Genomic DNA, 23,036 nt, shown 5'->3' with positions numbered 1-23,036 from the left:
TGATGCTACGTCCCCGAAACCTCGTGTGTTCTGGCCCACAGCAGGAACCCGGCCGCCGCGAGCGCGCACACGCCTCCGGCCGTCATCGCCACCGGGACCGACCACGCGTCCACCACCAACCCGCCGAGCAGCGCGCCGATCGACAACACCGCCTGGAACGACGAGGTGAACCACACAGTCGCCGCCTCCCGCGATCCGGGAGCGGCCTGCGCGAACATGCTCATCGAGCAGACCGGTACGCCGCCGTACCCGAGTCCCCACACCACGAGCAGCACGAGCGCCCCCGCCGTACTGCGGCCCATCACCGGCATCAGGAGCGTCGCCGTGGCGATGAGTGCGGCGCAGGTGACGAAGGTGCTGCGGCGATGAGCGTGCGGCCCGGCGAGGAGGTTGCCGACCAGACCGGCGGCGCCGTACACGAGCAGAAACAGGCCGATGAGCTCCGGACGCGCGACATCGCGCAGGAACGGCGTGACGTAGGTGTAGGTCGCGAAATGTGCCGTGACGATCAGAGAGGTGACGATCAGCGGGGTCCGGCTCCTGCGCAGCGCGGCAGCGAGCACGGCGGGCTTGGTGACTTGCAGAGGCGGGAGTTGCGGCACCGTGGTGCGCAGTGCGACCAGAGCCAGCAGTGCGAGTGCGCCGAGCGCAGCGAACGACGCACGCCAGCCTGCGAGCTCGCCGAGGAACGTTCCTGCCGGCACGCCGAGCACCGAGCCGAGGGGGACCGCGGAGAAGATCACAGCGGTCGCCCGCGCCGCCCAGCGCTCCGGGACGAGCCGTCCGGCGAGACCGGCGCCGATGGACCAGAAGCCGCCGATGGTCAGGCCGACGAGGAATCTGGCGACCAGTTCCAGCCAGAAGACCGGTGCCGTGGCGGCGACCAGGCCGGAGACGGCCAACAAGGCCATCAGCACGCAGAGCATCAGGCGCCGGTCCAGCCGGGCCGTTGCGAGCGTCACCACCGGTGCGGCGACCGCGGCGACCAGGCCGGGCATCGTCATCAGCAGGCCCGTGCGGCCGGGGGTCAGCGCGAAGTCGGCGCCGATCGGGGTGAGCAGGCCGATCGGGAGGATCTCGGTGGTGACGATCGCGAAGATCCCGAGTGTCAGCGCGCCGACGCCGAACCACTCGAGCGCCCGCGGCGACGACCGGGTTGTCAGAACAGTCATGCGATCCAGGCAACCGGTCGTCGGGCCGGACGGCTCGCGGTTTCGCGACAGCGCGGTCGCGGGCGGGCAAGCCGTCGCTTTCCCGCGAGGAATGATCCGGCTCGGGATCATCTCCGGCCAGATGATCCGAGCTAATCTCGACGGTATGGCGCAACTCCCGGCACGGACCGTTCCCGACCTCACCGGATACCTCACGCACGCGGGTCACGTCCTGGAGACCCAGTTGTCCGCGGCGCTGGCGGAGATCGGCCTGACGCTGCGGATGCAGTGCGTCCTGCGGCACGCGCTGGAAGCCGAACGCACGCAGATCCAGATCGCCGAGCTCGCGTACCTGGACAAGACCACGATGGTCGTCACCGTCGACGCCCTCGAGAAGGCCGGGTACGCCGAACGCAAACCGTCCGCGACCGACCGCCGCGCCCGCATCATCGCCGTCACCGAGGCCGGCGCCGCGATCGCCGCCGAGGGACAGCAGATCGTCGACCGCGTCCATGCCGAGGCGCTGGACGCGCTGACCGCGGCGCAGCGCAAGACCTTCGTCGAGTCGGTCACCACCTTGGTGGCCGGCCCGCTGGCCACCCCGGTGACCGCCCAGCCCGTCCGCCGCTCCCGCCAGCGCATCGCATGATCATCCACTAAAAGATCGTCTATTACGGGACTATCTGTTAAGGTCTCTCCTGTCGGCTATCAGACGGGAGAGCGTTGTGGCTGTGGACTCTGTGGAGTTGGCCGGGCGGGTGCGGGGACGGACCCAGGCCCTGGTCGTGCTGTGCGTGATGCAGTTGATGATCATCCTCGACGGGACCGTGGTGACCGTGGCGCTGCCCACGATCCAGGGCGATCTGGGGTTCTCGCAGGCCGGGCTGGCCTGGGTGATGAACTCGTACCTGATCGCGTTCGCCGGTCTGCTCCTGCTGGCCGGGCGGATCGGTGATCTGGTCGGGAGCAAGCGGGTGTTCGTCGCGGGGCTCGCGTTGTTCACCGCGGCCTCGCTGCTGTGCGGGGTGGCGGGGAGCGCGGAGGTCCTGATCGCCGGACGCTTCCTGCAGGGGGTCGGCGGGGCACTGGCCTCGGCGGTGATCCTCGGCATGATCGTGAGCCTGTACCCGGCTCCCGGTGAGCAGGCGCGGGCGATGGGCGTCTACAGCTTCACGGCCGCCAGCGGCGCGTCGATCGGGCTCATCTTCGGTGGGGTCATCACCCAGACCATCGGCTGGCACTGGGCGTTTCTGATCAACGTGCCGATCGGTGTGGTCTCGCTGGTGTTCGCCGTCCGGCTGCTGGCTCACCGACCTGGTCTTGGCCTCGCCAACGGTGCGGACATCGTGGGCGCCGTACTGGTGACTTCCGGGCTGTCGCTGGCCGTCTACACGATCGTCCAGACCGCAGAGCCGCAGGCGACTCTTGCCCGCACACTTCTGCAGGCAGGGGCCGCACTCGTCCTGCTGGCTGCGTTCGTCGTCCGGCAAGCGCGCATCAAGCACCCGTTGCTCGCCCTGCGCATCTTCCGTCGCCGTCAGCTCAGCGTGGCGAACGTCGTGGTCGTCCTCCTCTTCGCGGCCGGTTTCGGCTTCCAGTTCACCACCGCGCTCTACGTGCAGCGCGTCCTGGGCTACGACTCGCTCACCACCGGCCTCGCCTTCCTGCCGGCGCCGATCATGAACGCACTGATGTCGCTGTCACTGGCGCCGCGCCTGACTGTCCGCTTCGGTCCGCGCAGGATGCTGATCGCCGGGCTGGTCGTCTTCCTGCTGGCGCTGCTCTGGATCAGCCGTGCGCCGGTCGACGGCTCGTACGTCGTCGACGTCGGCCCGGTGCTGGCGGTGATGGGCGCCGGTATCGGTGTGGCGATCCCGGCGTCGATCATGCTGGCGATGTCCGGCGCAGATGCCGGCGACGCAGGGCTGGCCTCAGGCCTCAACAACACCGCACAGCAAGCCGGTGCGGCCGTAGGCACCGCCGTACTGGCCACACTGGCCGCGTCCACGACCTCCAACCGCCTCAGCGACGGCGCCGACCAGCTCCTGGCGCTACGCGACGGCTACGGCGCGGCGTGGCTCGCGGCCGCCGGATTCGTGCTGGCAGCGGCGCTGCTGGCCGTCAGCCTGCTCCGCGGCACGGCTACCCTTGGCGGCCGTGAGTACGTCGAGAGACCCTGACCGGCTCGTTCTGTTCACCGATGCGGTCGTTGCCATCGCCATCACGTTGCTAGTGCTGCCGCTGGTCGACCTGGTGCCCGAGGTCAAGGCGGACGGCGGCGACGCGGTCAGCGTGATCAGTGAACACCGCCAGGAGATCTTCACGTTCCTGCTGAGCTTCGTGGTGATCGCGAGCTTCTGGCTGGGGCACCACCGCGTGTTCGAGCACGTCCGCGCGTACACGCCGGCCATGATGCGGCTGAACCTGCTCTGGCTGCTCACCATCGTCGTCCTGCCGTTCCCTACCGAGATCGTCGGCGCCTTCGACAGCGACCGGTTCACGGCCGGTCTGTACACCGGGACCATCCTCGCGCTCAGCATCTGCCAAACCGCACTCACATGGCTGGTTCACAGCCACCCCGAGCTGGAGAAGCCGGACAACCCGGTCGGGCAGCGGGAGCTCACCAGCTCACTGCTGCTGACCGGGTCGACCGTGGTCGCCTTCCTGCTGGCGTCGTTGGTGCCAGGCGTGCACTTCTACGCGATGTTCCTGCTCCTGCTGTCGCCGATCCTCATGCGGGTGTGGAGAGGCCGCTCCAGAATCCGCACTGGTGCTCAGTCGTCAGATTGACGCGCTTGATGCCGCCCTGGTCTGTCGGCGCGAGCGAGAGCCCGCTGACGGTTCGTACGCCGGTCGGTGACCACTGCGGGCGGTCAGGGCCGTTCGGGTTGCCGGTGCGCGCGAACGCTGTCCAGTAGTCGATCATCTGGTTCGACAGCCGCTGCTGCGTCTCCGACATCGGGAAGTCGTATCCGCCGAGCCGGAACAGGTACGGCAACTCCATGGCGTGCGCGGCTCCCAGCCCGGGCGCTGCGATCGGAGAGTGTTTGTCGGCGAACTCGTACGCGTACACCGGTACCTTGCGCGCCGCCTGCTGGTCCGCCGCGACCTGCGTGCACGACCAGATCCGGTCGGTCGTCACAGCCCCCCACGCCGCGGCCGGCGACTCGTAGCTGGTCTGCGGGTAGTGCCGCAGTACCTCTGGTGCCTTCTGCGTGCCGACCATGTTCCGCACCAGCGCCGGGTAGTCCTTGATGTCCCCGAACGCGGCCAGCCAGCCGTTCGCCTCGTCGTGATTGTTCCCGGAGATGATCGGCACCCGGTGGAACAGTCCCGCGCGCAGGGCCTTCGCCGGGCTGAGCGGTACGACGGGGCTCCCGCCGTACCCGATCTGCGTGAACTGGAGCAGGTCGTCGACCAGGACGTCGGCCTTCAAGCCGCGCAGGCACTCGATCGTGGTGCAGTTCTTGCCCGCGGCCCACTCCTTGCCGTTCGCCTGCGTCCGGCTGACCGGGACCCACGGCGAGTCCGCGGTCTGGCCCGGGTACTGGCTGTTGTCGGCCCAGTTGAACGCGCAGGATCCGCTCTGCATGATCGCCTTGGCGAACAGGCCGGACGCGGTCGGAGAGGTCAGCTGCGCGCACACGCTCATCCCGCCGGCGGACTCGCCCGCGACCGTGACGTTGCGCGGGTCGCCGCCGAACGCGCGGACGTTGCGCTGCACCCAGCGCAGGGCTGCCTGCTGGTCCTGCAGACCGAAGGTCCCGGAGCCGGGCAGGCCCGGGTAGCCGAAGAAGCCGAAGATGCCGAGGCGGTAGTTGACCGTGACAACGACGACGTCGCCCCGCGCGGCGACCTTCGACGCCTCGTAGCTACTGCCGGCGCCGGAGAAGAACCCGCCACCGGGGATCCACATCACGACCGCGCGAGGCTTCGGGGAGGAGGCGGCCGGCGTCGTCACGTTCAGGTACAGGCAATCCTCGGCCACCGATCCGTCCGGCACCTCGGAATTCGGCTGCTGCGCGCAGACGCTGCCCACCTTCGACTCCCGCACCCCGCTCCACGGCTGCACCGGCTGCGGCGCCTTCCACCGCAACGCGCCTGTCGGGGGAGCGGCGTACGGGATCCCGTCGTACACCAGCGCGTCCCCGACGGTCTTACCGGCCACCAGCCCCTTGTCGGTCCGCACAGCGTCGGGTTGTGCGGCCTCACTTGGCCCGGCGAGCGCTACCAACAACCCAGCCGGGGCGAGCACGGCCGCCGTGATCGCCAACAGTCTCTTCTTCGTCATACCGGCACCCTCCGCCGGGAGAGGCCCACCCGACTTCGGTCCAGCGGCCAGAACCGATCAGACTTTGGTCTACCTTCCGTGGTTCGCCGGGCCAGGACGGCAAGTATTCGCGCGCGGCTCCGACAGTGTTTGTGAATCGACCACGACGACGAGGAGATCCCGCGATGAACTCGCAAGCCATCAGGCCGTTCCGCATCGCTGTTCCGCAGGAGGAGCTCGACGACCTTCGGGAACGGCTGGACCGGACCCGGTTCACGGAGGAGCTCCCGGACACCGGCTGGGATTACGGCGTCCCGGTCGGCTACGTTCGGGACCTCGTCGCCCACTGGCGCACCCGCTACGACTGGCGTGTCTGGGAGGCGAAGCTCAACCAGCACCCGCAGTTCACGACCGAGATCGGCGGGCAGCGCATCCATTTCCTCCAGGTGCTCTCACCGGAGCCGGGCGCGACACCGCTGATCCTGACCCACGGCTGGCCGGGTTCGATCGCCGAGTTCGTCGATGTGATCGGGCGGCTGACCGATCCCCGCGCACACGGCGGCGACCCGGCGACGGCGTTTCATCTGGTCATCCCCTCGCTGCCAGGATTCGGCTTCTCCGGTCCGACGACGGAGCGCGGCTGGGGCCCACGCCGCATCGCCGCGGCCTGGGCGGAGCTGATGACCCGGCTCGGCTACGACCGCTTCTGCGTCGCCGGCAACGACTGGGGAACCTTCGTCTCCCTGGAACTCGGCAGACTCGCCCCGGAGCGCGTTGTCGGAGTCCACGTGACCCAGATCTTCACCGGGCCATCCGGCGATCCGGGTGAACTGGACGATCTCACCGAGGACGAACAGGCCGCGATGGACAATGAGCGGCAGTTCGAGGAGACCATGAGCGCCTACGCCGTACTCCAGACTCAACAGCCGCAATCGCTCGCGCATGCGCTGGCGGACTCACCGGCCGGGCTGCTGGGGTGGCACTGCCTGATCTATCGCGGCGGCCTGGACCCCGACTTCATCCTGACGAACGTGATGATCCACTGGCTCACCGGCACTGTCGCGTCGGCGATGCGGATCTACTACGAAGCCCGGCAAGAGGCTCCCGCCGCACCGACGACCGTACCGGTGGCTCTCGCGCAGTTCAGCGAGGACACCAAGCCGGTCCGCCGGTTCGTTCACCGTGACCACCAGAACCTGGTTTCCTGGAATGTCTTCGACCGGCCGGGCCATTTCGCCGCGACGCAGTCGCCCGATCTGCTGATCACCGACATCCAGGCCTTCTTCCAGCGCCTGCTCGGGCACTGAGCCTGCTGACGTGGCCGCGCGGTCAGCCGTTCGAGCGTCGCCTGCGCAGCAGGTAGGTGTCCATGATCCAGCCCTTGCGGTCTCGCGCCTCGGCGCGGACCTTCTCGATCTCGGGCGCGACCTCGCGGAGCGGGCCCGAGACGAGGAGCTCGTCGGGCGTGCCGAGGTAGGCGCCCCAGTAGATGTCGGCGTCCTGATCGAGGTGCTCGGCGAACGCGGTCTGCGCGTCGAGCATCACCACCACGTCGTCCACCCCGTCCGGCCACTCCTTCGCGAGGCGCCGGCCGGTGGTGATCTGGATCGGCCGGCCGACCTGGTTGAGCCCGACGCGGTGCCGCGCGGCCAGTGTCGACACGCTGCTGATCCCGGGAATCACCTCGACCGAGAACGCGAGCTCACCGCGCGCCAGGATGTCGTCCAGGATCGCCAGCGTGCTGTCGTACAGCGACGGGTCGCCCCACACCAGGAACGCGCCGATCTGGTTCTCGCCCAGCTCGGTCGCGATCAGGTCCGCGCAGACGTCCGCCCGGCGCCGCCGCCAGTCGTCGACCGCCTCGACGTACGCCGAGGTCGTGCGGTCCCGCTCCGGGTCCCGGCCGACGACGACGCGGTACTCCTTGCTCGTCGCGTACCGGCGGAGGATCTCCGACCGCAGGTCGACCAGTTCCTGCTTGACCTCGCCCTTGTCCAGCACGAAGAACACGTCGACCCGGTTCAGCGCCGACACGGCCTGCATCGTCACCTGCTCCGGATCACCCGCACCGACCCCGATCACCACAATCTCGCGCATGCTCGCAGCGTAGAGGAGGCCGCCGTCAGCGGGAGAACTGCCAGCGGATCTCATCGTTGTCAGGAAGCACCACGACCGTGCCGGACCCTGCCCTCCACCCGTTGGGCAGCAGGAACGCCCGTCCGCCCGAAACTACGAGCAGACGCAGCCCGGTGGTGCGGTAGTGCACGGTCTTACCGCCCTCGACGATCGGTTCCTCGACGACTCCGGGCGCCTCGAGGCCGAGTGGTGTGCTGCTGAACACAGTGGCTCGTGGGAGGTACCGGACGTTGTCCTGGACCTGACGCGCGTACCCACGGCCGACCGCGGTCGCGTAATCCGACACCGCCCAGAACAGCGCGGCCGTGACGACGCCGCCGACGAGCAGCAGCCGGAACGCCCGGTACCAGACGGGCGGTGCCCCACGTTGAGCCGTTGCGGACTTGTCGGTCGCGGCCGTCCGCAGCCGAGCGCCGTACGCCGCGACAACGGTGCCTGCGGCAACGATCAGCGGCGCGACCAGGTCGACCGCGTCGCCGGCCACCGTCGCGGCGACGACCGCGGCCGCGACCGCCGCGAGGCCCGACAGCAAGGCGATCCGGCCCGCCCTCCGCAGCGCCGGACGAGCCTCGGTACGGCGGAGAGCCGCGTCCACCCGCAGGTGTACGGCGAGTGCGCCGAGCGCAAGGCCGGCGAGGACGAGGAGCGGCAGGTACAACGTGCTGATGCTGTTCATCACGTAGTCGCGCGTCGTGTAGCCGAACAGGCTGACGTCCAGCCCCATCTCCCGGGCCTGCGTATCGGAACGCGCCCAGCCGAAGTAGATCATCAACGCCGTGGCGATCGTCAGCGGCGGACCCAAGGTGGTGAGCACCGACACCACCGCCTGCAGGGGCGACTGTCCACTCGGCGCCTCGCTGTCAGGCGGTTCCGCGGTCGGCGTTTCGCGGGACGGCTGCCCGTTCGGTTGCGGTTCGTTGGCGGGTGGCTCCAGGGGCGGTTTGCCGGTGGGCGTGGTCATTCGTCTGGGGTGGGGGCTGCGTCGGGTGACGACGTCTCGGACGGGCCTTCGGCCGGCGGAGTCTCGTTGGTCGGCTGCTCCGTGGGCTGCTCAGTGGGCTGGTCTGTTGGCTGTTCGGTGGGCTGTTCGGTGGGCTGCTCGGTCTGTTCGCCGTTCTCCTGGTTCGCGGCGTGACCGCAGTCGGTCTCCTGGGAACCGGTGGTCACCCGGCGGAAGCGCACCTCCGGGTCCGCGCCGGGATGGGACCGATGCCAGGCGAGGGCGCGCGTCATCAGGTCCTTGACCAGTGGCGTCAGGCAGTCGTGGTTGAGCGCCCCGGTCTCGGCGTCCTGGTTGGCCTCGACGACGCTCCACTGCGCCGACTTGCCGTTGACCGCGGCCTGGCAGAGCGCGACCATCGCCTTCCCGAAGTCACCGCCCTGGTCGGCCGACAGGTCCTTGACCTCACCCCGCAGGTCGGAGCACTTGCCGTCGGCAAGATAGTCGTACGCCGACCAGGTGGGCGTCGGCGACTTCGGATCCTTGGGCCCGAACGGCACCCAGGACAACGACCCGCCGCCCTTGTCCCCGCCGCCGTTGTCACCACCGTTGTCACCACCGTTGTCACCACCGTTGTCCCCGCCGTTGTCCCCGCCCGGATCGCCGCTCTGGCCGGAGCCCGACGTACCCGAATCGCCCGCTGTGCTGTCGGATCCGCAGCCTGCGGGCAAGGGCACAGCGATCAGTAGCAGGCTGAGTGCAATGAGTCGACGCGGCATGGCAACCCCCCATGGCCCGAGGAAAACCGTCCCTCGAACCTCAGAGTGCGCGCAACGTGGCGCAGGGTCAACGGCCTGTCGGCGCCGATCCGAAGGCTTACGGCTTGGCCTGGCGCCACTCGCGCTCGAACGGGAGCCGCCAGGCGCGCGGCGCGATCAGCTGGTGGATCGCGTTCGGCCCCCAGGTGCCGGGCTGGTACGGCTTGACGGGTGGCGGGTCCTCGAGCAGCGGCGCGGAACGGTCCCACAGCGACTCGATACCCTCGGCCGTCGTGAACAGCGTGTGGTCCCCGCGCATCGCGTCCAGGATCAACCGCTCGTACGCCTCGAGGACGTCGCCCGCGCTCTCGGTCTCCTGGGTGGAGAACTGCATCGACAGCTTCTCCAGCCGCATCCCCGGACCCGGCCGCTTGCCGTAGAACGACAGCGACACCCGCGACGAGTCGGCCAGGTCGAACGTCAGGTGGTCCGGACCTTCCGAGCCGACGCCGGAGCCGGCCGGGAACATCGTCTTCGGCGCCTCCTTGAAGGCGATCGAGATGATCCGCTGGCCCTCGGCCAGCTTCTTGCCGGTGCGCAGGTAGAACGGCACGCCGGCCCAGCGCCAGTTGTCGATCTCGACCTTGAGTGCGATGAACGTCTCGGTGTCCGAGTCCGGCGCGACGCCCGCCTCGTTGCGGTAGCCGCCGTACTGACCGCGGACCACGCAGGCCGGGTCGAGCGGCAGCATCGACCGGAAGACCTTGTTCTTCTCCTCCGAGATCGCCCGCGGCTCCAGGGCGGTCGGCGGCTCCATCGCGACGAACGACATCACCTGCATCAGATGCGTGACGACCATGTCCTTGAACGCGCCGGTCGGTTCGTAGAAGGTGGCCCGTTGGTCCAGGCCGAGCGCCTCCGGGATGTCGATCTGCACGTGATCGATGAAGTTGCGGTTCCAGATCGGCTCGAACAGGCCGTTCGCGAACCGGAAGGCCAGGATGTTCAGCGCGGCTTCCTTGCCGAGGAAGTGGTCGATCCGGAAGATCTGCGACTCGTCGAACGTTTCGTGGACGAAGTCGTTGAGCTCGATCGCGGTGGCCAGGTCGTCGCCGAACGGCTTCTCCATCACCACCCGGGCGCGCTCGACCAGGCCGGCGTCGCGCAGCATCGCGATCACCGCCTGGGCGGCCTTCGGCGGCACCGACAGGTAGTGCAGCCGCCGGGTGTCCGGGCCGAGCAGTTCCTCGGCGGCCTTGACGGCGGCCGCCAGCGCCTCCGGGCCGGCGGTGACCGGTACGTACTCGAGCCGTTCGGCGAACTGCGCCCACTCCGCGTCGCTCATCGTGTGCGTGCCGAACATCTCGACCGCCTGCCGCGCCCGCTCGCGGAACTCGTCGCAGCTGAGGTCCTCGGTGGCGGTCCCGATGATCCGCACGTCCGGCGCGAACCGGGACTGCTGCAGATAGGCCAGACCCGGCAGCAGCTTGCGCTTGGCGAGGTCGCCGGTGGCGCCGAACAGCACGATCACGTGCGGCGCCAGCGGCTCCGGATCCCGCCGCGACGGTCGCGATCCGGGCGCCGGATACGCAATGGTCTGAGTACGGTCAGGCATTCAGTCCTCCCGAGGACGCCACCGGAGCCAACACTCTCCGCAGTCTAGGTGGCTCCGGTGACGGCCACGCGTCAGGCTGATTGCCACAGACCGAGGGTGTTGCCCTCCGGGTCCTTGAAATAGGCCGCGAAGCCCATGTCGCCGACCGGCAACTTCTCGCCGACCCGCTCGCCGCCGAGGCTCTCGATCGTCTTCCACGCCGCGTCGATGTCCGGGACGTCGATCGTCAGCATCGGCCGGGTGAGGTCCGCGGTGCGCTGGAACATCCCGCCGTTGATGAAGCCGGGTTCGGCCGGCATCCCCTGCTCGTCGACCGGTCCGGTCGAGGCCATCGTGTAGCTCAGCTCGGGCATCTCCGTCAGGTTCCACCCGAACGCTTCGCGGTAGAACACCCGCGCTCGCTCACCGTCGTCGTACGGCACCTCGAAGTGCACGATCCGCCCTGTCATCTCTGGTACCTCCCCCAAAGAGTTCCCTTGCTGCCGACGCTAGACCTGCGAGGATGAGGCGGTGAAGTACCTGCTGATGATCTGTGGAGACGAGTCCGCCGCCGCGCATGCCAACGACGGGTGCGGCGGGTGGACCGAGGAGATGGAGTCCCGCGGCGTGGTGGCCGGCGGGGCCGGGCTGCGGCCGCCGGACGAGGCGACCACGGTGCGGGTGCGGGAGGGCGAGCTGCTGCTGACCGACGGGCCGTTCGCGGAGACGAAGGAGCAGATCGGCGGGTTCGTGCTGATCGACTGCGCCGACCTCGACGAGGCGATCGAGATCGCGGCCAAGCACCCCGCGGCCGGCTACGGCACGATCGAGATCCGGCCCGTCCTGGAACCGCCGGTGTGACCTTCGAGGAGATCTACCGGCAGGAGTGGGGCCAGGTGGTCGCCACGCTGATCCGGCTGACGGGCGACTGGGAGCTGGCCGAGGAATGCGCGCAGGAGGCGTTCGCCGCGGCGCTGCAGCGATGGCCGAAGGACGGCGTACCGGATCGGCCCGGCGCCTGGCTGACCACGACCGCCCGCAACCGGGCGATCGACTGGCTGCGGCGCGAGGCGGTCGGTGCGGCCAAGCTGCGGGAGGCGGCCGCGATCGAGTCCGACCAGGAGCCGCCGTACGACGTACCGGACGACCGGCTGCGGTTGATGTTCACCTGCTGCCATCCCGCGCTGGCGATGGAGGCACGTGTCGCGTTGACGCTGCGGACACTGGCCGGTCTGAGTACGGCGGAGATCGCGCGGGCGTTCCTGGTCCCGGAGACCACCATGTCGAAGCGTCTGACCCGCGCGAAGCAGAAGATCCAGCACGCGGGCATCCCGTACCGGGTCCCGCCGGCGCATCTGCTGCCCCAGCGGACACCCGCCGTGCTGGCGGTGCTGTACCTGCTGTTCAACGAGGGGTACTCCGACGTCATCCGGAGCAATCTGACCGGTGAAGCGATCAGACTGGCCAGACTGCTCGTCCACCTCATGCCGGACGAGCCTGAGGCCACCGGCCTCCTTGCTCTCATGCTGATGCACGACGCCCGCCGCGACACCCGGTTGTCCCCGGACGGCGCCCTGGTCACCCTGGACGACCAGGACCGCACCCGCTGGGACCACGCCCAGATCGCCGAAGGCGTAGCCCTCCTGGACGCCGCCCTCCTCCGCAACGAGCCCGGCCCGTACCAGATCCAGGCAGCCATCGCCGCCTGCCACGCCACCGCCCGTACCGCCCCCGACACCGACTGGCCCCAGATCGCCGCCCTCTACGCCCAACTCCCGCAAACTCCCGTAGTAGCCCTCAACCGAGCCGTAGCCATCGGCATGGCCGACGGCCCCGCCGTAGGCCTACGCCTCGTAGAAGCCCTGTCCGCCGACCCCCTGACCACCTACCACCTCCTCCCAGCCACCCGAGCCGACTTCCTCCGCCGCCTCGGCCGTCGCGCCGAGGCAGCCACGGCCTACCGCGAGGCCTTGACCTTGGCCACCACCGATGCCGAGCGCCGGTACCTGCAGAAGCGGTTGGCTGAGGCACTCATGTGAAACGTCTCTCACGCGTACCCTGGCAACAGGGGGAGGGGGCGCAATGGTGGGGGAGATCGATTGGGCCGCGATCAGCGGCGAGTTCAGCCGCCGCGAGCTGACGTTACTGAGCAGCTTGGCCGACAGCAGGCCGGAGCTGAGGGAGACCGTCGATCGTGCCTTGGACGGCAAACCGGCAGGCTCCGCGGACTTCCGGCGGGCCTGGTCCGCTGCCGCCGGGCAAGCAGGAGCGACGCTCGTCCTCGCTGGATATCTCTACGCGGCTTGTCAGGCGGCGTGGGAACGCACGGGCAACTACACGCGAATCAAGGACACGATCGACAACGCCCGCGCCGGATGGGGCGCGTGTACCGGATCGGGCGGCTGGGAGGACCAGGCCACCGGCTTGTTCCTGGACCACATCGCATCCTTGCCTGACTGCATGAACGCCGAGGGAGCGGTCAACAGTTCCTGTCCGATCGCGCTGAAGACTCACGCCACCAACGTTGCCGAGGCCAACGCCTCGGTCCTACCGAGGATCAGGAGCCTCGATCAATCAGGCTCGGAGAGCTTCGTCCGGTTTCTGTCCGAGATCGTCGAGAAACACGTCGTGACGTACGACGCGATCGCAGCGGTCGCCAACGCTGTACTGGGCTGGCTGCAGGAACGACCTACCGCCGCCGCAGAAGTCGAGGCGTGCGTCGCACGGCTCGAGAAGGCGGAGTCCAGTGACCTGCTCGTCGGCGACGTGTACGCGTCGGAGCTGCGCGCGCACCGGTATGCGCTCCAGGGCCTGACAGCGCATGCTCCCGGGCCGGAGCTGACGATCGGTGAGGCGCGCTTCGTCTACTGCTATCCGTTCGCAACCAACGCACGCATCGACTGGAAGGACCTCGCACGAGTGGGTGCCCTGGCCGGTGCAGCACCGCAGCTCGTCGAGGAACTGCACCTGTCCGACATCTGGAACGGCGACATCTACCAGGGCCAGGTCGTGACCCTGCCGCCGCTGAACGTCCACACAACAGCGGGCGACGATCTGCGCCACGCCGTCCAGCTCCGGCTCAGCTCGTTCGGCAATCACTACATCCGGATCGAGCACATCAGCGACGGCGACGAGATCGGGCTGCACGAGATCTACCAGGGACTTCGCCGGGCCTCGCACATGATGGGCGACGAGACGGTCACCTGGCTCGACGGTGGCGGGAACCGATCGTGGAAACGCCTGCATGAGTTCGCGGACGACGTACTCGAGGACCTCGCCGGGCAGGCCGGCGCCACGACGCCGAGCCAGTGGCACGCGGACTTCGGCAAGAACTTCAACGTCGTGGTGGAGATCAGGAGAGCACGTACCAGGGGCGCCGACGGTCGCGAGCGCGAGGCGACCGGTCAGAACGTCGTCGACGCGGCCGGGCGGCTGTTGCTCAACCCGGTCACCGGTTACGCGACGGCGCTCGAGGAATGGACCCGCCGACCGATGCCGGCCGAGGTGCGCAACCTGACCGGCGACGCCGGGTACGACACGGACCTGATCGCCCGGACGGACAACACGACGCTGCTCATGTTGCCGGGCAGTCCGAGCTGGGTCTATCTCGGTCAGGAGGAGAAGGTCGAGTTCGTTGCCTCGCTTCCCCCGTTGCTGCAGCGGTGGCGTCATGAGCTGCGGGAGACGAAGGAGAGACTGGCCGCGCGGCTGACCCCTGGGGCCATGGAGGAGACCAAGCGTGGGCAGGTCGAGGCGGACCGGTTGCGGTTGGCCGCCGACCTGGCGAAGTTTCGCGGCCGGCTCGACCAGTTGCACAGCAACGCGTTGTGCCGCCCGGCGGTGCACCGGCGACTGGTCGACCGGTTGTACGACGCGGCAGGTCTGCTCCGGTACGAGATGGAGCTCGAGGACGAGGTGCGCGAGGTCGAGGCGCTCTACGACCGGGTCGCCGCCCATTTGAGAGTCGTCGAGGAGCAGAAGGTGCGGGAGGAGGAGGTCAGGACCAGCAAGTACCAGCGCAGTATCCAGGTGATTCTCGGCGTCCTGGCGGCGCTGTCGCTGGTCGGCCTGATCGAGGCGATCAACCAGTTCGTCGAGGCGCCGGACTCCGGCCGGGTGCCCCTGGTCTGGGCAATCGCGGAGCTCGGCTCCGTGGTGCTGGCCGCGACCGCGATCGCCTTGACCTTCGGGATGATGGGACGCAGGAGAGACAGTCATGGTGGCAGTGGCTGACCGGCCGGTCGTGGAGTACGTCGACTCCTGGCGGCTGACGCCGGAGCAGCTCCAGCGTCTGTACGACGAGGTGCTCAATCCGAGCTTCCCGGTGGACGAACTGGTGCCGCGGCGCCGGCTGCTGCCGCGGCTGGCCGCGGAAGGCAGCGGCGTCTGTTGCCGGGTCGCGATCGATCCGGCAGGACGGGTACTGGCAGGGATCGTCGCCGACCTCTACCCGGCGTCCCGTGTCCTGCTGCTGTCCTACCTGGCGGTCCTGTCCGGCCTGCGTGATCGCGGTATCGGCTCCGGACTCGCACTTGACGCCGTACCGAGGTGGATCGCCCGGTACGAGCCCGCGCTGGCAGTTGCCGAAGTCGAGGACCCACGGTTCCACGCCGGCAGCAACGCCCTGAAGCACGGAGACGCCGACGCGCGGATGCGGCTGTACGACTCGCTGGGTGGGCTGATTCTCCCGCTGCCGTACGTCCAGCCGGCCCTGCGCGACGGAAAGCGCGTCCGGAATCTGTTGCTGATGGCGTTCCACGCCTCCCCAGAGGTCTGTCACGGCGGGCGGCTCGACTCGGAGTTGGTGGTGCGGTTCCTGACCGAATACTTCACGGTGTGCGAAGGCAAGACGCCCGACGACGTCGAGTTCACCGGGCTGATCGACGCCAGCAAACGGCCCGATGGGATTCCTCTGGTGAAGCCGTCCGAATTCCTCTCGAGCTGAGTGTCTGTCCCGGCGAAGGTCGTTCGTCGGTGGGGTATGACGACGGATATCAGGGCTGCTGTGGCGGCTGAGCGGCGTGAGTTGGTCGGGGTGTTGGCTGGGTTGGGGGAGGAGGAGTGGGATCGGGCGACCTTGTGTGCGGGGTGGCGGGTGCGGGAGTTGGTTGCGCATATCACTATGCCGTTCCGGATCTCGGGGCCGCGGTTCGTCGGCGGTTTGCTGCGGGCCGGTGGGAACTTCGATCGGTACGCCGATCGGCAGGCGCGGCGGGATGCGGTGGCCCTGACGTCGGGGGAGTTGGTCGAGTGTCTGCAGCGGAACATCGACCACCCGTGGAAGCCGCCGGGTGGTGGGTATGCGGGGGCGCTGGCGCACGACGTGACGCATGGTCTCGACCTGACCGTTGCGCTGGGCATTGATCGTCAGGTGCCGGCGGAGCGGATGCGGATCATCTTCGACGCGCTGAAGCCTCGGCAGGTCAAGTACTTCGGCGTCGACCTGGACGGCGTACAGCTGCAAGCCACCGACCTCGACTGGACCTACGGCAGCGGCACGCCGCTCACAGGCTCGGCACAGGACCTCCTGCTGGTCCTCAGCGGCCGTAGCCTCCCACCGAATCACCTTTCCGGTCGCCACGCCGACCGTTTCACCGCTGGAGTGATCCGATGATCATCAGCCTGCCGATCGAGGACCGGCCGCGTTCGTACGCGTTCTACCAGGAAGCGCTCGGTCTGACGCCCGTAGGTGAGCCCGACGAGGACGGCATCCCCGAACCGCTGCAGTTCCAGTTGGCCGCGGACGTCACCATGATGCTGATCCCGACCGGCGGCTTCGGCTGGGTGCTCGGTGAACAGCCCGCCGCGCCGCCGGGGCAGAGCGAGTGCATCCTCGGCCTACGCGTCGACAGCGAGGAGGCCGTCGACGCGACTGCGGCCAAGGCGATCGCTGCCGGGGCGGTGCAGGTGACAGCACCGACCCGCAAGCCGTGGGCCTACCTGACCACGTTCACCGACCCCGACGGCCACCTGTGGATGGTCAGTACGGACTAGAGCACGCGGCCGAACTCGTCGAGCCCTACTTGGCCGAGGCGCCGGGCAAGGACCGCATCGTGCTGTCGACGTTCTCCTTGCCGGACAGCTGATCACGCGTCAGGCGCAGCTGGCCGACGTCGAGGTAGCCGGCTGCGAAGCCGGCCTCGCAGTAGGCCAGGTAGTACTCCCAGGCTCGCCGGAAGGATTCGTCGAAGCCCTCGGTCCGGACGGTCTGCCAGTTGGCGGTGAACTGCTGCCGCCAGCGGCGGAGCGTCTCCGCGTAGTCCTGGCCGAACCGGTAGTCGTCGTCGACCGTCAGGGTGGTGTGCCGCGCGACAGTCTCGTCGATCGCGGTCCGGGACGGGATCAGGCCGCCGGGGAAGATGTACTTCTGGATCCAGCCGTACGAGTGGCGGGTGGCGAGCATCCGGTCGTGGTCCATCAGGATCGCCTGCAGCGCGACCTTGCCGCCCGGTGCGAGCAGCCGGTCCAGGGTGCGGAAGTAGTCCGGCCAGTACTCCTCGCCGACCGCCTCGATCATCTCCACGCTGACCACCGCGTCGTACGAACCGGTGACGGCGCGGTAGTCCTGGAGCCGCAGGTCGACGCGGTCGGCGAGCCCGGCGTCGGCGACCCGCTTCTCGGCCAGCTGCAGCTGTTCGGTCGACAGCGTGATGCCGGTGACGTGGGCGCCGCGGCGGGCGGCGGCGATCGCCAGCGTGCCCCAGCCCGTCCCGATCTCCAGCACCCGGGTGCCGGGGCCGACGCCGGCGAGATCGAGGATCCGCTCGACCTTACGGGTCTGTGCCGCCTCGAGATCCTGGCCGGGCAGGGGTATGTCGTGGTCGAACAGCGCGGAGCTGTACGTCATGCCAGGGTCCAGGAACGCGCCGAACAGCGTGTTGCTCAGGTCGTAGTGCGCGCTGATGTTGCTGCGGGCACCGGTCAGCGTGTTGCGCTGCCAGCGGGGTACGCGCCGGTCGACCAGCCGCCGGAAGCGGAGCAGCGCGGCCGGCACCAAGTGGGCGACGCGCTCCGCGAACGGCGTCAGCAGATCGCCGAGGTCGGTGCCGTCGGCCGCAACCCAGTCGCCGGCCATGTACGCCTCGCCGAGCCCGATCTTCGGGTTGTGCGCGAGCCGCTCGAACATCGACTCCGGGCGCACTATCCGCAGCACCGGAGCGTCCGGCCCGCCCCCGCCGCGGACCGTACCATCCGGGTAGATCGCACGGACCGCGATGCGGTCGAGCATCCGGTCGACGATCAGCCGGGCAACCCGGGCCCGGACGCAGAGCGGCCGGAACGCTGGGTGGCGCAGGCACAAGGGTTGCGCGACGGTCAGCGTGCTCATCGAAGTCCCTCCTGGAGTTCGTGTTTCGGGCGCTGCATGACGGGCAGGCGGCGGGCCCACAGCCGGATGCCGTGCAGCCGGATGAGCGCGGACACCCGTTGCGGCATCAGCGGCATCCGTACGGCGGTGGCGAGAATCGCCCGACGGGTGGCGGGTCGCGGTACGCCGTCGAAGCTGGCGCCGAAGACCGTGCGACCGCCGCGGGACAAGCTGACCTGGACGCGGACCCGGTCGCGGTCCAGCCGGAACTGCAGCTCGTAGTCGCCCGAGACGTCGTTGAACGGCGAGACGTAGAACTGCTTGGCGGTCTCGGCGGTGCCGTCCGCGTCCGGTGTGAGCAGGTAGACGTGCCGTTCGCCGTACGTGTTGTGGACCTCCGCCACGACGTACGGGCTGTCAACGCACCAGTACACGGTCAGCGGATCGAACACGTGGCCGAGCACGCGGGCGTTGGCCAGCATCAGGACGCGCCCGTCGTAATCGATGCCCTGACTGTGCAGGTAGCGGCGCAGCTCCGCCTTGATCGTGGGGCCGCGGCCGCCGAGGTGGTCGCGCGCGTCGAAGCGAGCCAGCGGTCGCAGGTACCACGGCAATCGCGGCACGTCGTCCAGATCGATCAACCACTGGTACACCCGGTACCGGAACGCGTGGCGGATCGGGATGGATCGCCCGTGCTTGACAGAACCGGTGACGATCGCCGGGATTGTGGGGTGCAACCCGACGACCGTCACCAGCGAACCCCGAAGGCCGCGGCTGCCGCTACGCCAGCGCGGCAGCCGTCCTCGTGGAAACCCCAGCCGTGGTACGCCCCTGCGAACGCGGTCCGGCCGGTGTTGAGAGTCGCCAGCAGGGGCTGGGCGGCGACTGCCTTCGGGGTGTACAGGGGGTGCCGGTAGTCCATCCGCGCGATCACCCGCGCCGGATCGACCGCGTCGGCACCGTTCAGCGTGACCAGGTAGGTCTCGTCGGTCTCCAGACCTTGCAGCTTGTTCATCCAGTACGTCGTCAGCGGCGTGCCCGGGCGAATGACGTGGTTCCACGAGGCGCGGGCGTTCTTCGTTGCCGGCAGCAATGATGTGTCGGTGTGCAGCACCGTCGCGTTGCGGCTGTACTCGAACGGTCCGAGCACCGCCTTCTCCTCGGGTGACGCGTCCGCGAGCAGATCGAGCGCATGGTCCGCGTGGGTCGCCAGGACGACCCGGTCGAAGTCCGTCGTGCCGCCGTCGGCAACGGTGAGCGTCACGCCGTCGGGGTGTCGTTGCACGGAACGCACCGGGCGGCCGGCCAGGACCGTGCCGATCCGCTCGGCGATGGCGTCGACGTACTGCCGGGAACCGCCCGTGACGGTCAGCCACTGCGGCGAGCCGCCGACCGAGAGCATGCCGTGGTGGTCGAGGAACCGGAACAGGTAGCGGGCCGGGTAGGACAGGGCCGAGTTGCCTCCGCACGACCACACACATGACACGACCGGTACGGCGTACAGCCGGGTGAAGGCGGGACTGAAACGCTCGGCCTGCAGGAACTCGCCGAGCGTCGCGAGATCGTCGTCGCCGGTCCGGGCGATGTACGCCGCGGCGCGCCGGTGGAAGCGGCGTACCTCTGTGAGCAAGCGGAGGAAGCGCGGATCGGCCAGCCGGCGAGGCTGGGCGAAGATCCCTGGGGCGCCGCGGCCGCCGGCGAACTCCAGCCCGGTCGCCGGGTCGCTGATGCTCATGCTCATCTCGGTCGGCCGGGTACGGACGCCCAGTTCCGCGAACAACTTCCTGAGCAGGGGGTAGGTGCGCGTGTTGTGCACGATGAACCCGGTGTCGATCGGGATTTGCCGCCCGGCCGGGTCGGTGACGTCGTGAGTGTGCGCGTGCCCGCCGAGTCGCGAGTCGGCCTCGAACAGCGTGACGTCGGCGCGGCGGGCGAGCAGATAGGCGGCGGTGAGGCCGGACACACCGGCGCCGATCACAGCGACGGACTCAGTCATGGTCAGGCCTCCTGGTTGTCTAAGGTTTGTCTAGAGATTAGGCAGGTGATCTGACTCTTGTCAAAGGTCTGTCTAGAGTTTGTATAGTGTCCTCATGGAGACTTCGGTGCCGGGCGGTCTGCGGATCGGCGCGCTGAGCAAGCGCGCCGGTGTGAGCGAGCACGTCCTACGGGCCTGGGAGACCCGCTACGGGTTGTTGTCGCCGACCCGATCACCGGGCGGCTTCCGGCTCTATTCGGATGCCGACGTGCGCAGGGTGCAGCGGATGCGGGCTCTCCTCGCCGACGGGCTGTCCGCCGCCGAGGCGGCCAGGGTCGTGCTGGCAGAGCCCGATGGCGCACAGCCTGCTTCGGGTCCGCTGGTCGTTCGGCTGGCGGAGGCAGGTGGTACGGCGCAGCTACGCGCCGCGCTCGACGCGCTCGACGAGCGGGCCGCGCACGCCGTACTGGACCAGTTGTTCGGTGCCCTGACTGTCGAGGCGGTGATCCGTGACGTGCTGATGCCCTACCTGCACGAGCTGGGGGACCGGTGGGAGCGCGGGGAGGTGACGGTCGGCCAGGAGCACTTCGCCAGCAATGTGATCAGGTCCCGGCTCGCCGCGTTGACGGCAGGCTGGGGCGCAGGTCAGGGTCCGCTGGCTTTGCTCGCCTGCCCGTCCGGTGAGCTGCACGACATCGCTCTGCTGTCGTTCGGCCTGGTGCTTCGGCGTACCGGGTGGCGGGTGGTCTTCCTCGGCGCCGACTCGCCGATGGCCGACGTCGAGCGGACCGCCGACGCGATCGGACCGGACCTGGTGGTGCTGGCCGCCTCCGACCGGGCGCGCTTCGACGCGATCCGTCCCGACCTGGTCCGGCTGGCGTCGGGCCGAAGCATCGCACTGGCGGGAGCCGGCGCGTCCCCGGAACTCGGAGCCGCGGTCGGAGCGCAGTACGTCGAGTTCGATCCGGTCTCCGCCGCACAACGATTGGCCGAGCGATGACACGGATCCTGGTAACCGGAGCCACCGGCTACATCGGCGGACGGCTGGTCCCCGAACTGCTGGCGGCCGGGTACGACGTACGCGTCCTGGCGCGGCACCCGGAGCGGCTCGACACGCGCCCGTGGCGGTCCCGGATCGAGGTCGTGGCGGGCGACGCCTCCGACCCGGCCGTGCTGACCAGAGCGCTGGACTGCGTCGACGTCGCGTACTACCTGATCCACTCGATGGGTTCCGGCCGGCAGTTCGAGGTGCGCGACCGGCGTACCGCACTCGCTTTCGGCACGGCCTGCCGCGAGTCCGGCGTCGCCCGGATCGTGTACCTCGGCGGGCTGCACCCGGACGACGAGGACCTGTCCCGGCACCTCGGCTCCCGCCGCGAGGTGGGGGAGATCCTGCTGGCCAGCGGCGTACCGACGACCGTGCTGCGCGCCGCGGTGATCATCGGCTCCGGCTCGGCGTCCTTCGAGATGCTGCGCTACCTGACCGAGCGGCTGCCGGTGATGGTCACGCCGCGCTGGCTGGACACGCGGATCCAGCCGATCGCGGTCCGCGACGTGCTGCGCTACCTGGTCGGCTCCGCGCAGATGCCGCCCGACGTGAACCGCGGCTTCGACATCGGCGGGCCGGACGTGCTGACCTACCGCGCGATGATGCAGCGCTACGCGGCCGTGGCCGGCCTGCGTCCGCGGCGGATCGTGACGCTGCCGCTGCTGTCGCCCGGCCTGTCGAGCCACTGGGTCGGTCTGGTCACGCCGGTGCCGAGCGGCATCGCCCGGCCGCTGGTCGACAGCCTGGTGCACGAGGTGATCTGCAAGGACCACGACATCGACCGGTACGTCGCTCCGCGCCCCGGCGGCGGCATCGGCTTCGACCGGGCCGTCGAGCTCGCGCTGAAGAAGGTGCACGACCTGGACGTGACCACGTCGTGGGCCTCCGCCTCGACGCCGGGTGCCCCCAGCGACCCGCTGCCGAGCGACCCGGACTGGTCCGGCGGCTCGCTGTACGTCGACGAGCGCGACTGCACCGTCGATGCGCCGCCCGAGCGCCTCTGGAAGGTGATCGAGGGCATCGGCGGCCGCCGTGGCTGGTACTCGTGGCGGCTCGGCTGGTGGACCCGCGGTCTGCTCGACCGGGTCGTCGGTGGCCCCGGCCTGCGTCGCGGCCGACTGCATCCCGACCGGCTGTCGGTCGGCGATCCGCTCGACTGGTGGCGGGTGGAGAGCGTGCAGCCCGGCCGGCTGCTCCGGTTGCGCGCCGAGATGCGGCTGCCCGGCGAGGCCTGGCTCGAGTTGCGCGCCGGCACCGACGAGGACGGCCACACGCTGTTCCGCCAGCGCGCGTTGTTCCACCCCCGCGGTCTACCGGGGGAGCTGTACTGGGCGGCCATCCGACCGTTCCACGACGTTGTCTTCGGCGGCATGCAGCGCAACATCGCCCACGCCGCCGAACGAACGGAGGAGAACCGATGATCGTCATCGAACGCGAAGTCACGGTAGCGGCCGACACCGCACGGGTCTTCGACTATCTAGCGGATTTCCGCACCACCCAGGAGTGGGATCCCGGCACAGTGCGGACCACGCTCGTCTCAGGTGACGGCGGGGTCGGTACGACGTACCACAACACCTCTCGCTTCAACGGCCGCGAGACCGAGCTCACCTACGTGGTCGAGGAGTGCGTGCGGCCGGACCGGATCGTCCTGCGCGGCGAGAACCGGACGATCGTTGCCCGCGACACCATGACGTTCAGCAGCGAGTCCCATCTGACCCGCGTCACCTACCGGGCCGAGTTCCGGCTCAAGGGCCTCGTCAGCCTCGCCGAACCCTTCCTGCGCAGGTCGTTCGACCGTCTGGGGGAGGAAGCCGAAGAAGGCCTCCGCAACGCTTTGGGTCGGCTGGCAGCATGAATG

The 23,036-nt window shown here is 69.3% G+C and carries 23 protein-coding genes; 13 read left to right on the top strand and 10 right to left on the bottom strand.

Annotation, left to right across the window (positions count from 1 at the left end):
- Positions 1–5: 5 nt before the first annotated feature.
- Positions 6–1,172: an MFS transporter gene (locus ABZX12_RS37060; RefSeq protein WP_355700125.1), complete on the bottom strand. Its 1,167-nt coding sequence runs from the start codon at positions 1,170–1,172 to the stop codon at positions 6–8.
- Here ABZX12_RS37060 and ABZX12_RS37055 point away from each other — a divergent pair.
- The 3 genes from ABZX12_RS37055 (at position 1,171) to ABZX12_RS37045 (ending at position 3,941) form a co-directional block, all read left to right on the top strand.
- Positions 1,171–1,800, top strand: coding sequence for a MarR family winged helix-turn-helix transcriptional regulator (locus ABZX12_RS37055; RefSeq protein WP_355700124.1), 630 nt, complete (start codon positions 1,171–1,173; stop codon positions 1,798–1,800). The genes ABZX12_RS37060 and ABZX12_RS37055 overlap by 2 nt on opposite strands.
- A gap of 76 nt (positions 1,801–1,876) precedes the next feature.
- Complete coding sequence (locus ABZX12_RS37050; RefSeq protein WP_355700123.1) at positions 1,877–3,331, top strand: MFS transporter; 1,455 nt, start codon at positions 1,877–1,879, stop codon at positions 3,329–3,331.
- A complete protein-coding gene (locus ABZX12_RS37045) occupies positions 3,309–3,941 on the top strand; it encodes a TMEM175 family protein (protein WP_355700122.1) in 633 nt (210 codons plus the stop codon). Before ABZX12_RS37050 ends, ABZX12_RS37045 begins: the two co-directional genes overlap by 23 nt.
- Here ABZX12_RS37045 and ABZX12_RS37040 read toward each other — a convergent pair.
- Positions 3,883–5,442 (bottom strand): carboxylesterase family protein, encoded by a 1,560-nt coding sequence (locus ABZX12_RS37040; protein WP_355700121.1) that lies wholly within the window; start codon positions 5,440–5,442, stop codon positions 3,883–3,885. The two genes, ABZX12_RS37045 and ABZX12_RS37040, sit on opposite strands and share 59 nt — an antisense overlap.
- Positions 5,443–5,606: 164 nt before the next feature.
- Here ABZX12_RS37040 and ABZX12_RS37035 point away from each other — a divergent pair, with 164 nt between their 5' ends.
- Entirely contained in the window at positions 5,607–6,728 is a 1,122-nt protein-coding gene (locus ABZX12_RS37035; RefSeq protein ID WP_355700120.1) for an epoxide hydrolase family protein, read from the top strand.
- A 22-nt stretch (positions 6,729–6,750) separates the two neighbouring features.
- Here the strand turns inward: ABZX12_RS37035 and cobF are convergent, their stop codons facing one another.
- The 5 genes from cobF to ABZX12_RS37010 all read right to left on the bottom strand — a co-directional run bounded on the left by cobF (position 6,751) and on the right by ABZX12_RS37010 (position 11,319).
- Positions 6,751–7,518 carry a precorrin-6A synthase (deacetylating) gene (gene cobF, locus ABZX12_RS37030; RefSeq protein WP_355700119.1) on the bottom strand — a complete coding sequence of 256 codons (768 nt, stop codon included), beginning with the start codon at positions 7,516–7,518 and terminating at the stop codon, positions 6,751–6,753.
- A 25-nt stretch (positions 7,519–7,543) separates the two neighbouring features.
- Positions 7,544–8,518, bottom strand: coding sequence for a hypothetical protein (locus tag ABZX12_RS37025; RefSeq protein WP_355700118.1), 975 nt, complete (start codon positions 8,516–8,518; stop codon positions 7,544–7,546).
- On the bottom strand, positions 8,515–9,234 hold the full coding sequence (locus tag ABZX12_RS37020; RefSeq protein ID WP_355700117.1) for a PT domain-containing protein: 720 nt from the start codon (positions 9,232–9,234) through the stop codon (positions 8,515–8,517). The genes ABZX12_RS37025 and ABZX12_RS37020 overlap by 4 nt, the downstream gene beginning before the upstream one ends.
- A gap of 139 nt (positions 9,235–9,373) precedes the next feature.
- Positions 9,374–10,870, bottom strand: coding sequence for a glucose-6-phosphate dehydrogenase (gene zwf / locus ABZX12_RS37015; RefSeq protein ID WP_355700116.1), 1,497 nt, complete (start codon positions 10,868–10,870; stop codon positions 9,374–9,376).
- Between the two features lie 71 nt (positions 10,871–10,941).
- Positions 10,942–11,319 (bottom strand): VOC family protein, encoded by a 378-nt coding sequence (locus ABZX12_RS37010; protein ID WP_355700115.1) that lies wholly within the window; start codon positions 11,317–11,319, stop codon positions 10,942–10,944.
- A 61-nt stretch (positions 11,320–11,380) separates the two neighbouring features.
- Here ABZX12_RS37010 and ABZX12_RS37005 point away from each other — a divergent pair, with 61 nt between their 5' ends.
- The 6 genes from ABZX12_RS37005 to ABZX12_RS36980 are packed head-to-tail and all read left to right on the top strand — an operon-like array spanning position 11,381 to position 16,843.
- Positions 11,381–11,710, top strand: coding sequence for a YciI family protein (locus ABZX12_RS37005; RefSeq protein WP_355700114.1), 330 nt, complete (start codon positions 11,381–11,383; stop codon positions 11,708–11,710).
- Positions 11,707–12,888: an RNA polymerase sigma factor gene (locus tag ABZX12_RS37000; protein WP_355700113.1), complete on the top strand. Its 1,182-nt coding sequence runs from the start codon at positions 11,707–11,709 to the stop codon at positions 12,886–12,888. The genes ABZX12_RS37005 and ABZX12_RS37000 overlap by 4 nt, the downstream gene beginning before the upstream one ends.
- A gap of 46 nt (positions 12,889–12,934) precedes the next feature.
- Positions 12,935–15,082 (top strand): hypothetical protein, encoded by a 2,148-nt coding sequence (locus tag ABZX12_RS36995; RefSeq protein ID WP_355700112.1) that lies wholly within the window; start codon positions 12,935–12,937, stop codon positions 15,080–15,082.
- A complete protein-coding gene (locus ABZX12_RS36990) occupies positions 15,066–15,794 on the top strand; it encodes a hypothetical protein (protein ID WP_355700111.1) in 729 nt (242 codons plus the stop codon). The genes ABZX12_RS36995 and ABZX12_RS36990 overlap by 17 nt, the downstream gene beginning before the upstream one ends.
- A gap of 36 nt (positions 15,795–15,830) precedes the next feature.
- On the top strand, positions 15,831–16,463 hold the full coding sequence (locus tag ABZX12_RS36985) for a maleylpyruvate isomerase family mycothiol-dependent enzyme (protein ID WP_355700110.1): 633 nt from the start codon (positions 15,831–15,833) through the stop codon (positions 16,461–16,463).
- Positions 16,460–16,843 (top strand): VOC family protein, encoded by a 384-nt coding sequence (locus ABZX12_RS36980; RefSeq protein WP_355700109.1) that lies wholly within the window; start codon positions 16,460–16,462, stop codon positions 16,841–16,843. The genes ABZX12_RS36985 and ABZX12_RS36980 overlap by 4 nt, the downstream gene beginning before the upstream one ends.
- Positions 16,844–16,868: 25 nt before the next feature.
- Here the strand turns inward: ABZX12_RS36980 and ABZX12_RS36975 are convergent, their stop codons facing one another.
- The 3 genes from ABZX12_RS36975 to ABZX12_RS36965 are packed head-to-tail and all read right to left on the bottom strand — an operon-like array spanning position 16,869 to position 20,151.
- Positions 16,869–18,176 carry a cyclopropane-fatty-acyl-phospholipid synthase family protein gene (locus ABZX12_RS36975; protein WP_355700108.1) on the bottom strand — a complete coding sequence of 436 codons (1,308 nt, stop codon included), beginning with the start codon at positions 18,174–18,176 and terminating at the stop codon, positions 16,869–16,871.
- A complete protein-coding gene (locus ABZX12_RS36970) occupies positions 18,173–18,907 on the bottom strand; it encodes a DUF1365 domain-containing protein (protein WP_355700107.1) in 735 nt (244 codons plus the stop codon). Before ABZX12_RS36970 ends, ABZX12_RS36975 begins: the two co-directional genes overlap by 4 nt.
- Complete coding sequence (locus tag ABZX12_RS36965) at positions 18,904–20,151, bottom strand: FAD-dependent oxidoreductase (protein WP_355700106.1); 1,248 nt, start codon at positions 20,149–20,151, stop codon at positions 18,904–18,906. The genes ABZX12_RS36970 and ABZX12_RS36965 overlap by 4 nt, the downstream gene beginning before the upstream one ends.
- Positions 20,152–20,245: 94 nt before the next feature.
- On the opposite strand from ABZX12_RS36965, the gene ABZX12_RS36960 reads away from it, so the two are divergent.
- From ABZX12_RS36960 to ABZX12_RS36950, 3 genes are read left to right on the top strand one after another with little or no spacing between them, the layout of a single operon-like run.
- Positions 20,246–21,130, top strand: coding sequence for a B12-binding domain-containing protein (locus ABZX12_RS36960; protein ID WP_355700105.1), 885 nt, complete (start codon positions 20,246–20,248; stop codon positions 21,128–21,130).
- Entirely contained in the window at positions 21,127–22,599 is a 1,473-nt protein-coding gene (locus ABZX12_RS36955) for an SDR family oxidoreductase (protein WP_355700104.1), read from the top strand. Before ABZX12_RS36960 ends, ABZX12_RS36955 begins: the two co-directional genes overlap by 4 nt.
- A complete protein-coding gene (locus ABZX12_RS36950; protein WP_355700103.1) occupies positions 22,596–23,033 on the top strand; it encodes an SRPBCC family protein in 438 nt (145 codons plus the stop codon). The genes ABZX12_RS36955 and ABZX12_RS36950 overlap by 4 nt, the downstream gene beginning before the upstream one ends.
- Positions 23,034–23,036: the final 3 nt, after the last annotated feature.

The sequence above is a fragment of the Kribbella sp. NPDC003505 genome (assembly GCF_040610875.1).
Classification (GTDB): domain Bacteria; phylum Actinomycetota; class Actinomycetes; order Propionibacteriales; family Kribbellaceae; genus Kribbella.
The sequence above is the reverse complement of the archived record's forward strand: the minus strand, read 5'-3'. Positions and strand labels throughout refer to the sequence as shown.

Coding starts and splice junctions, on each gene's coding strand:
- ABZX12_RS37055 (WP_355700124.1), top strand. CDS start 1,171: ATGCGATCCAGGCAACCGGTCGTCGGGCCGGACGGCTCGCGGTTTCGC.
- ABZX12_RS37060 (WP_355700125.1), bottom strand. CDS start 1,172: ATGACTGTTCTGACAACCCGGTCGTCGCCGCGGGCGCTCGAGTGGTTC.
- ABZX12_RS37040 (WP_355700121.1), bottom strand. CDS start 5,442: ATGACGAAGAAGAGACTGTTGGCGATCACGGCGGCCGTGCTCGCCCCG.
- ABZX12_RS37035 (WP_355700120.1), top strand. CDS start 5,607: ATGAACTCGCAAGCCATCAGGCCGTTCCGCATCGCTGTTCCGCAGGAG.
- cobF (WP_355700119.1), bottom strand. CDS start 7,518: ATGCGCGAGATTGTGGTGATCGGGGTCGGTGCGGGTGATCCGGAGCAG.
- ABZX12_RS37025 (WP_355700118.1), bottom strand. CDS start 8,518: ATGACCACGCCCACCGGCAAACCGCCCCTGGAGCCACCCGCCAACGAA.
- zwf (WP_355700116.1), bottom strand. CDS start 10,870: ATGCCTGACCGTACTCAGACCATTGCGTATCCGGCGCCCGGATCGCGA.
- ABZX12_RS37010 (WP_355700115.1), bottom strand. CDS start 11,319: ATGACAGGGCGGATCGTGCACTTCGAGGTGCCGTACGACGACGGTGAG.
- ABZX12_RS36990 (WP_355700111.1), top strand. CDS start 15,066: ATGGTGGCAGTGGCTGACCGGCCGGTCGTGGAGTACGTCGACTCCTGG.
- ABZX12_RS36985 (WP_355700110.1), top strand. CDS start 15,831: ATGACGACGGATATCAGGGCTGCTGTGGCGGCTGAGCGGCGTGAGTTG.
- ABZX12_RS36980 (WP_355700109.1), top strand. CDS start 16,460: ATGATCATCAGCCTGCCGATCGAGGACCGGCCGCGTTCGTACGCGTTC.
- ABZX12_RS36975 (WP_355700108.1), bottom strand. CDS start 18,176: ATGAGCACGCTGACCGTCGCGCAACCCTTGTGCCTGCGCCACCCAGCG.
- ABZX12_RS36965 (WP_355700106.1), bottom strand. CDS start 20,151: ATGACTGAGTCCGTCGCTGTGATCGGCGCCGGTGTGTCCGGCCTCACC.
- ABZX12_RS36960 (WP_355700105.1), top strand. CDS start 20,246: ATGGAGACTTCGGTGCCGGGCGGTCTGCGGATCGGCGCGCTGAGCAAG.
- ABZX12_RS36955 (WP_355700104.1), top strand. CDS start 21,127: ATGACACGGATCCTGGTAACCGGAGCCACCGGCTACATCGGCGGACGG.
- ABZX12_RS36950 (WP_355700103.1), top strand. CDS start 22,596: ATGATCGTCATCGAACGCGAAGTCACGGTAGCGGCCGACACCGCACGG.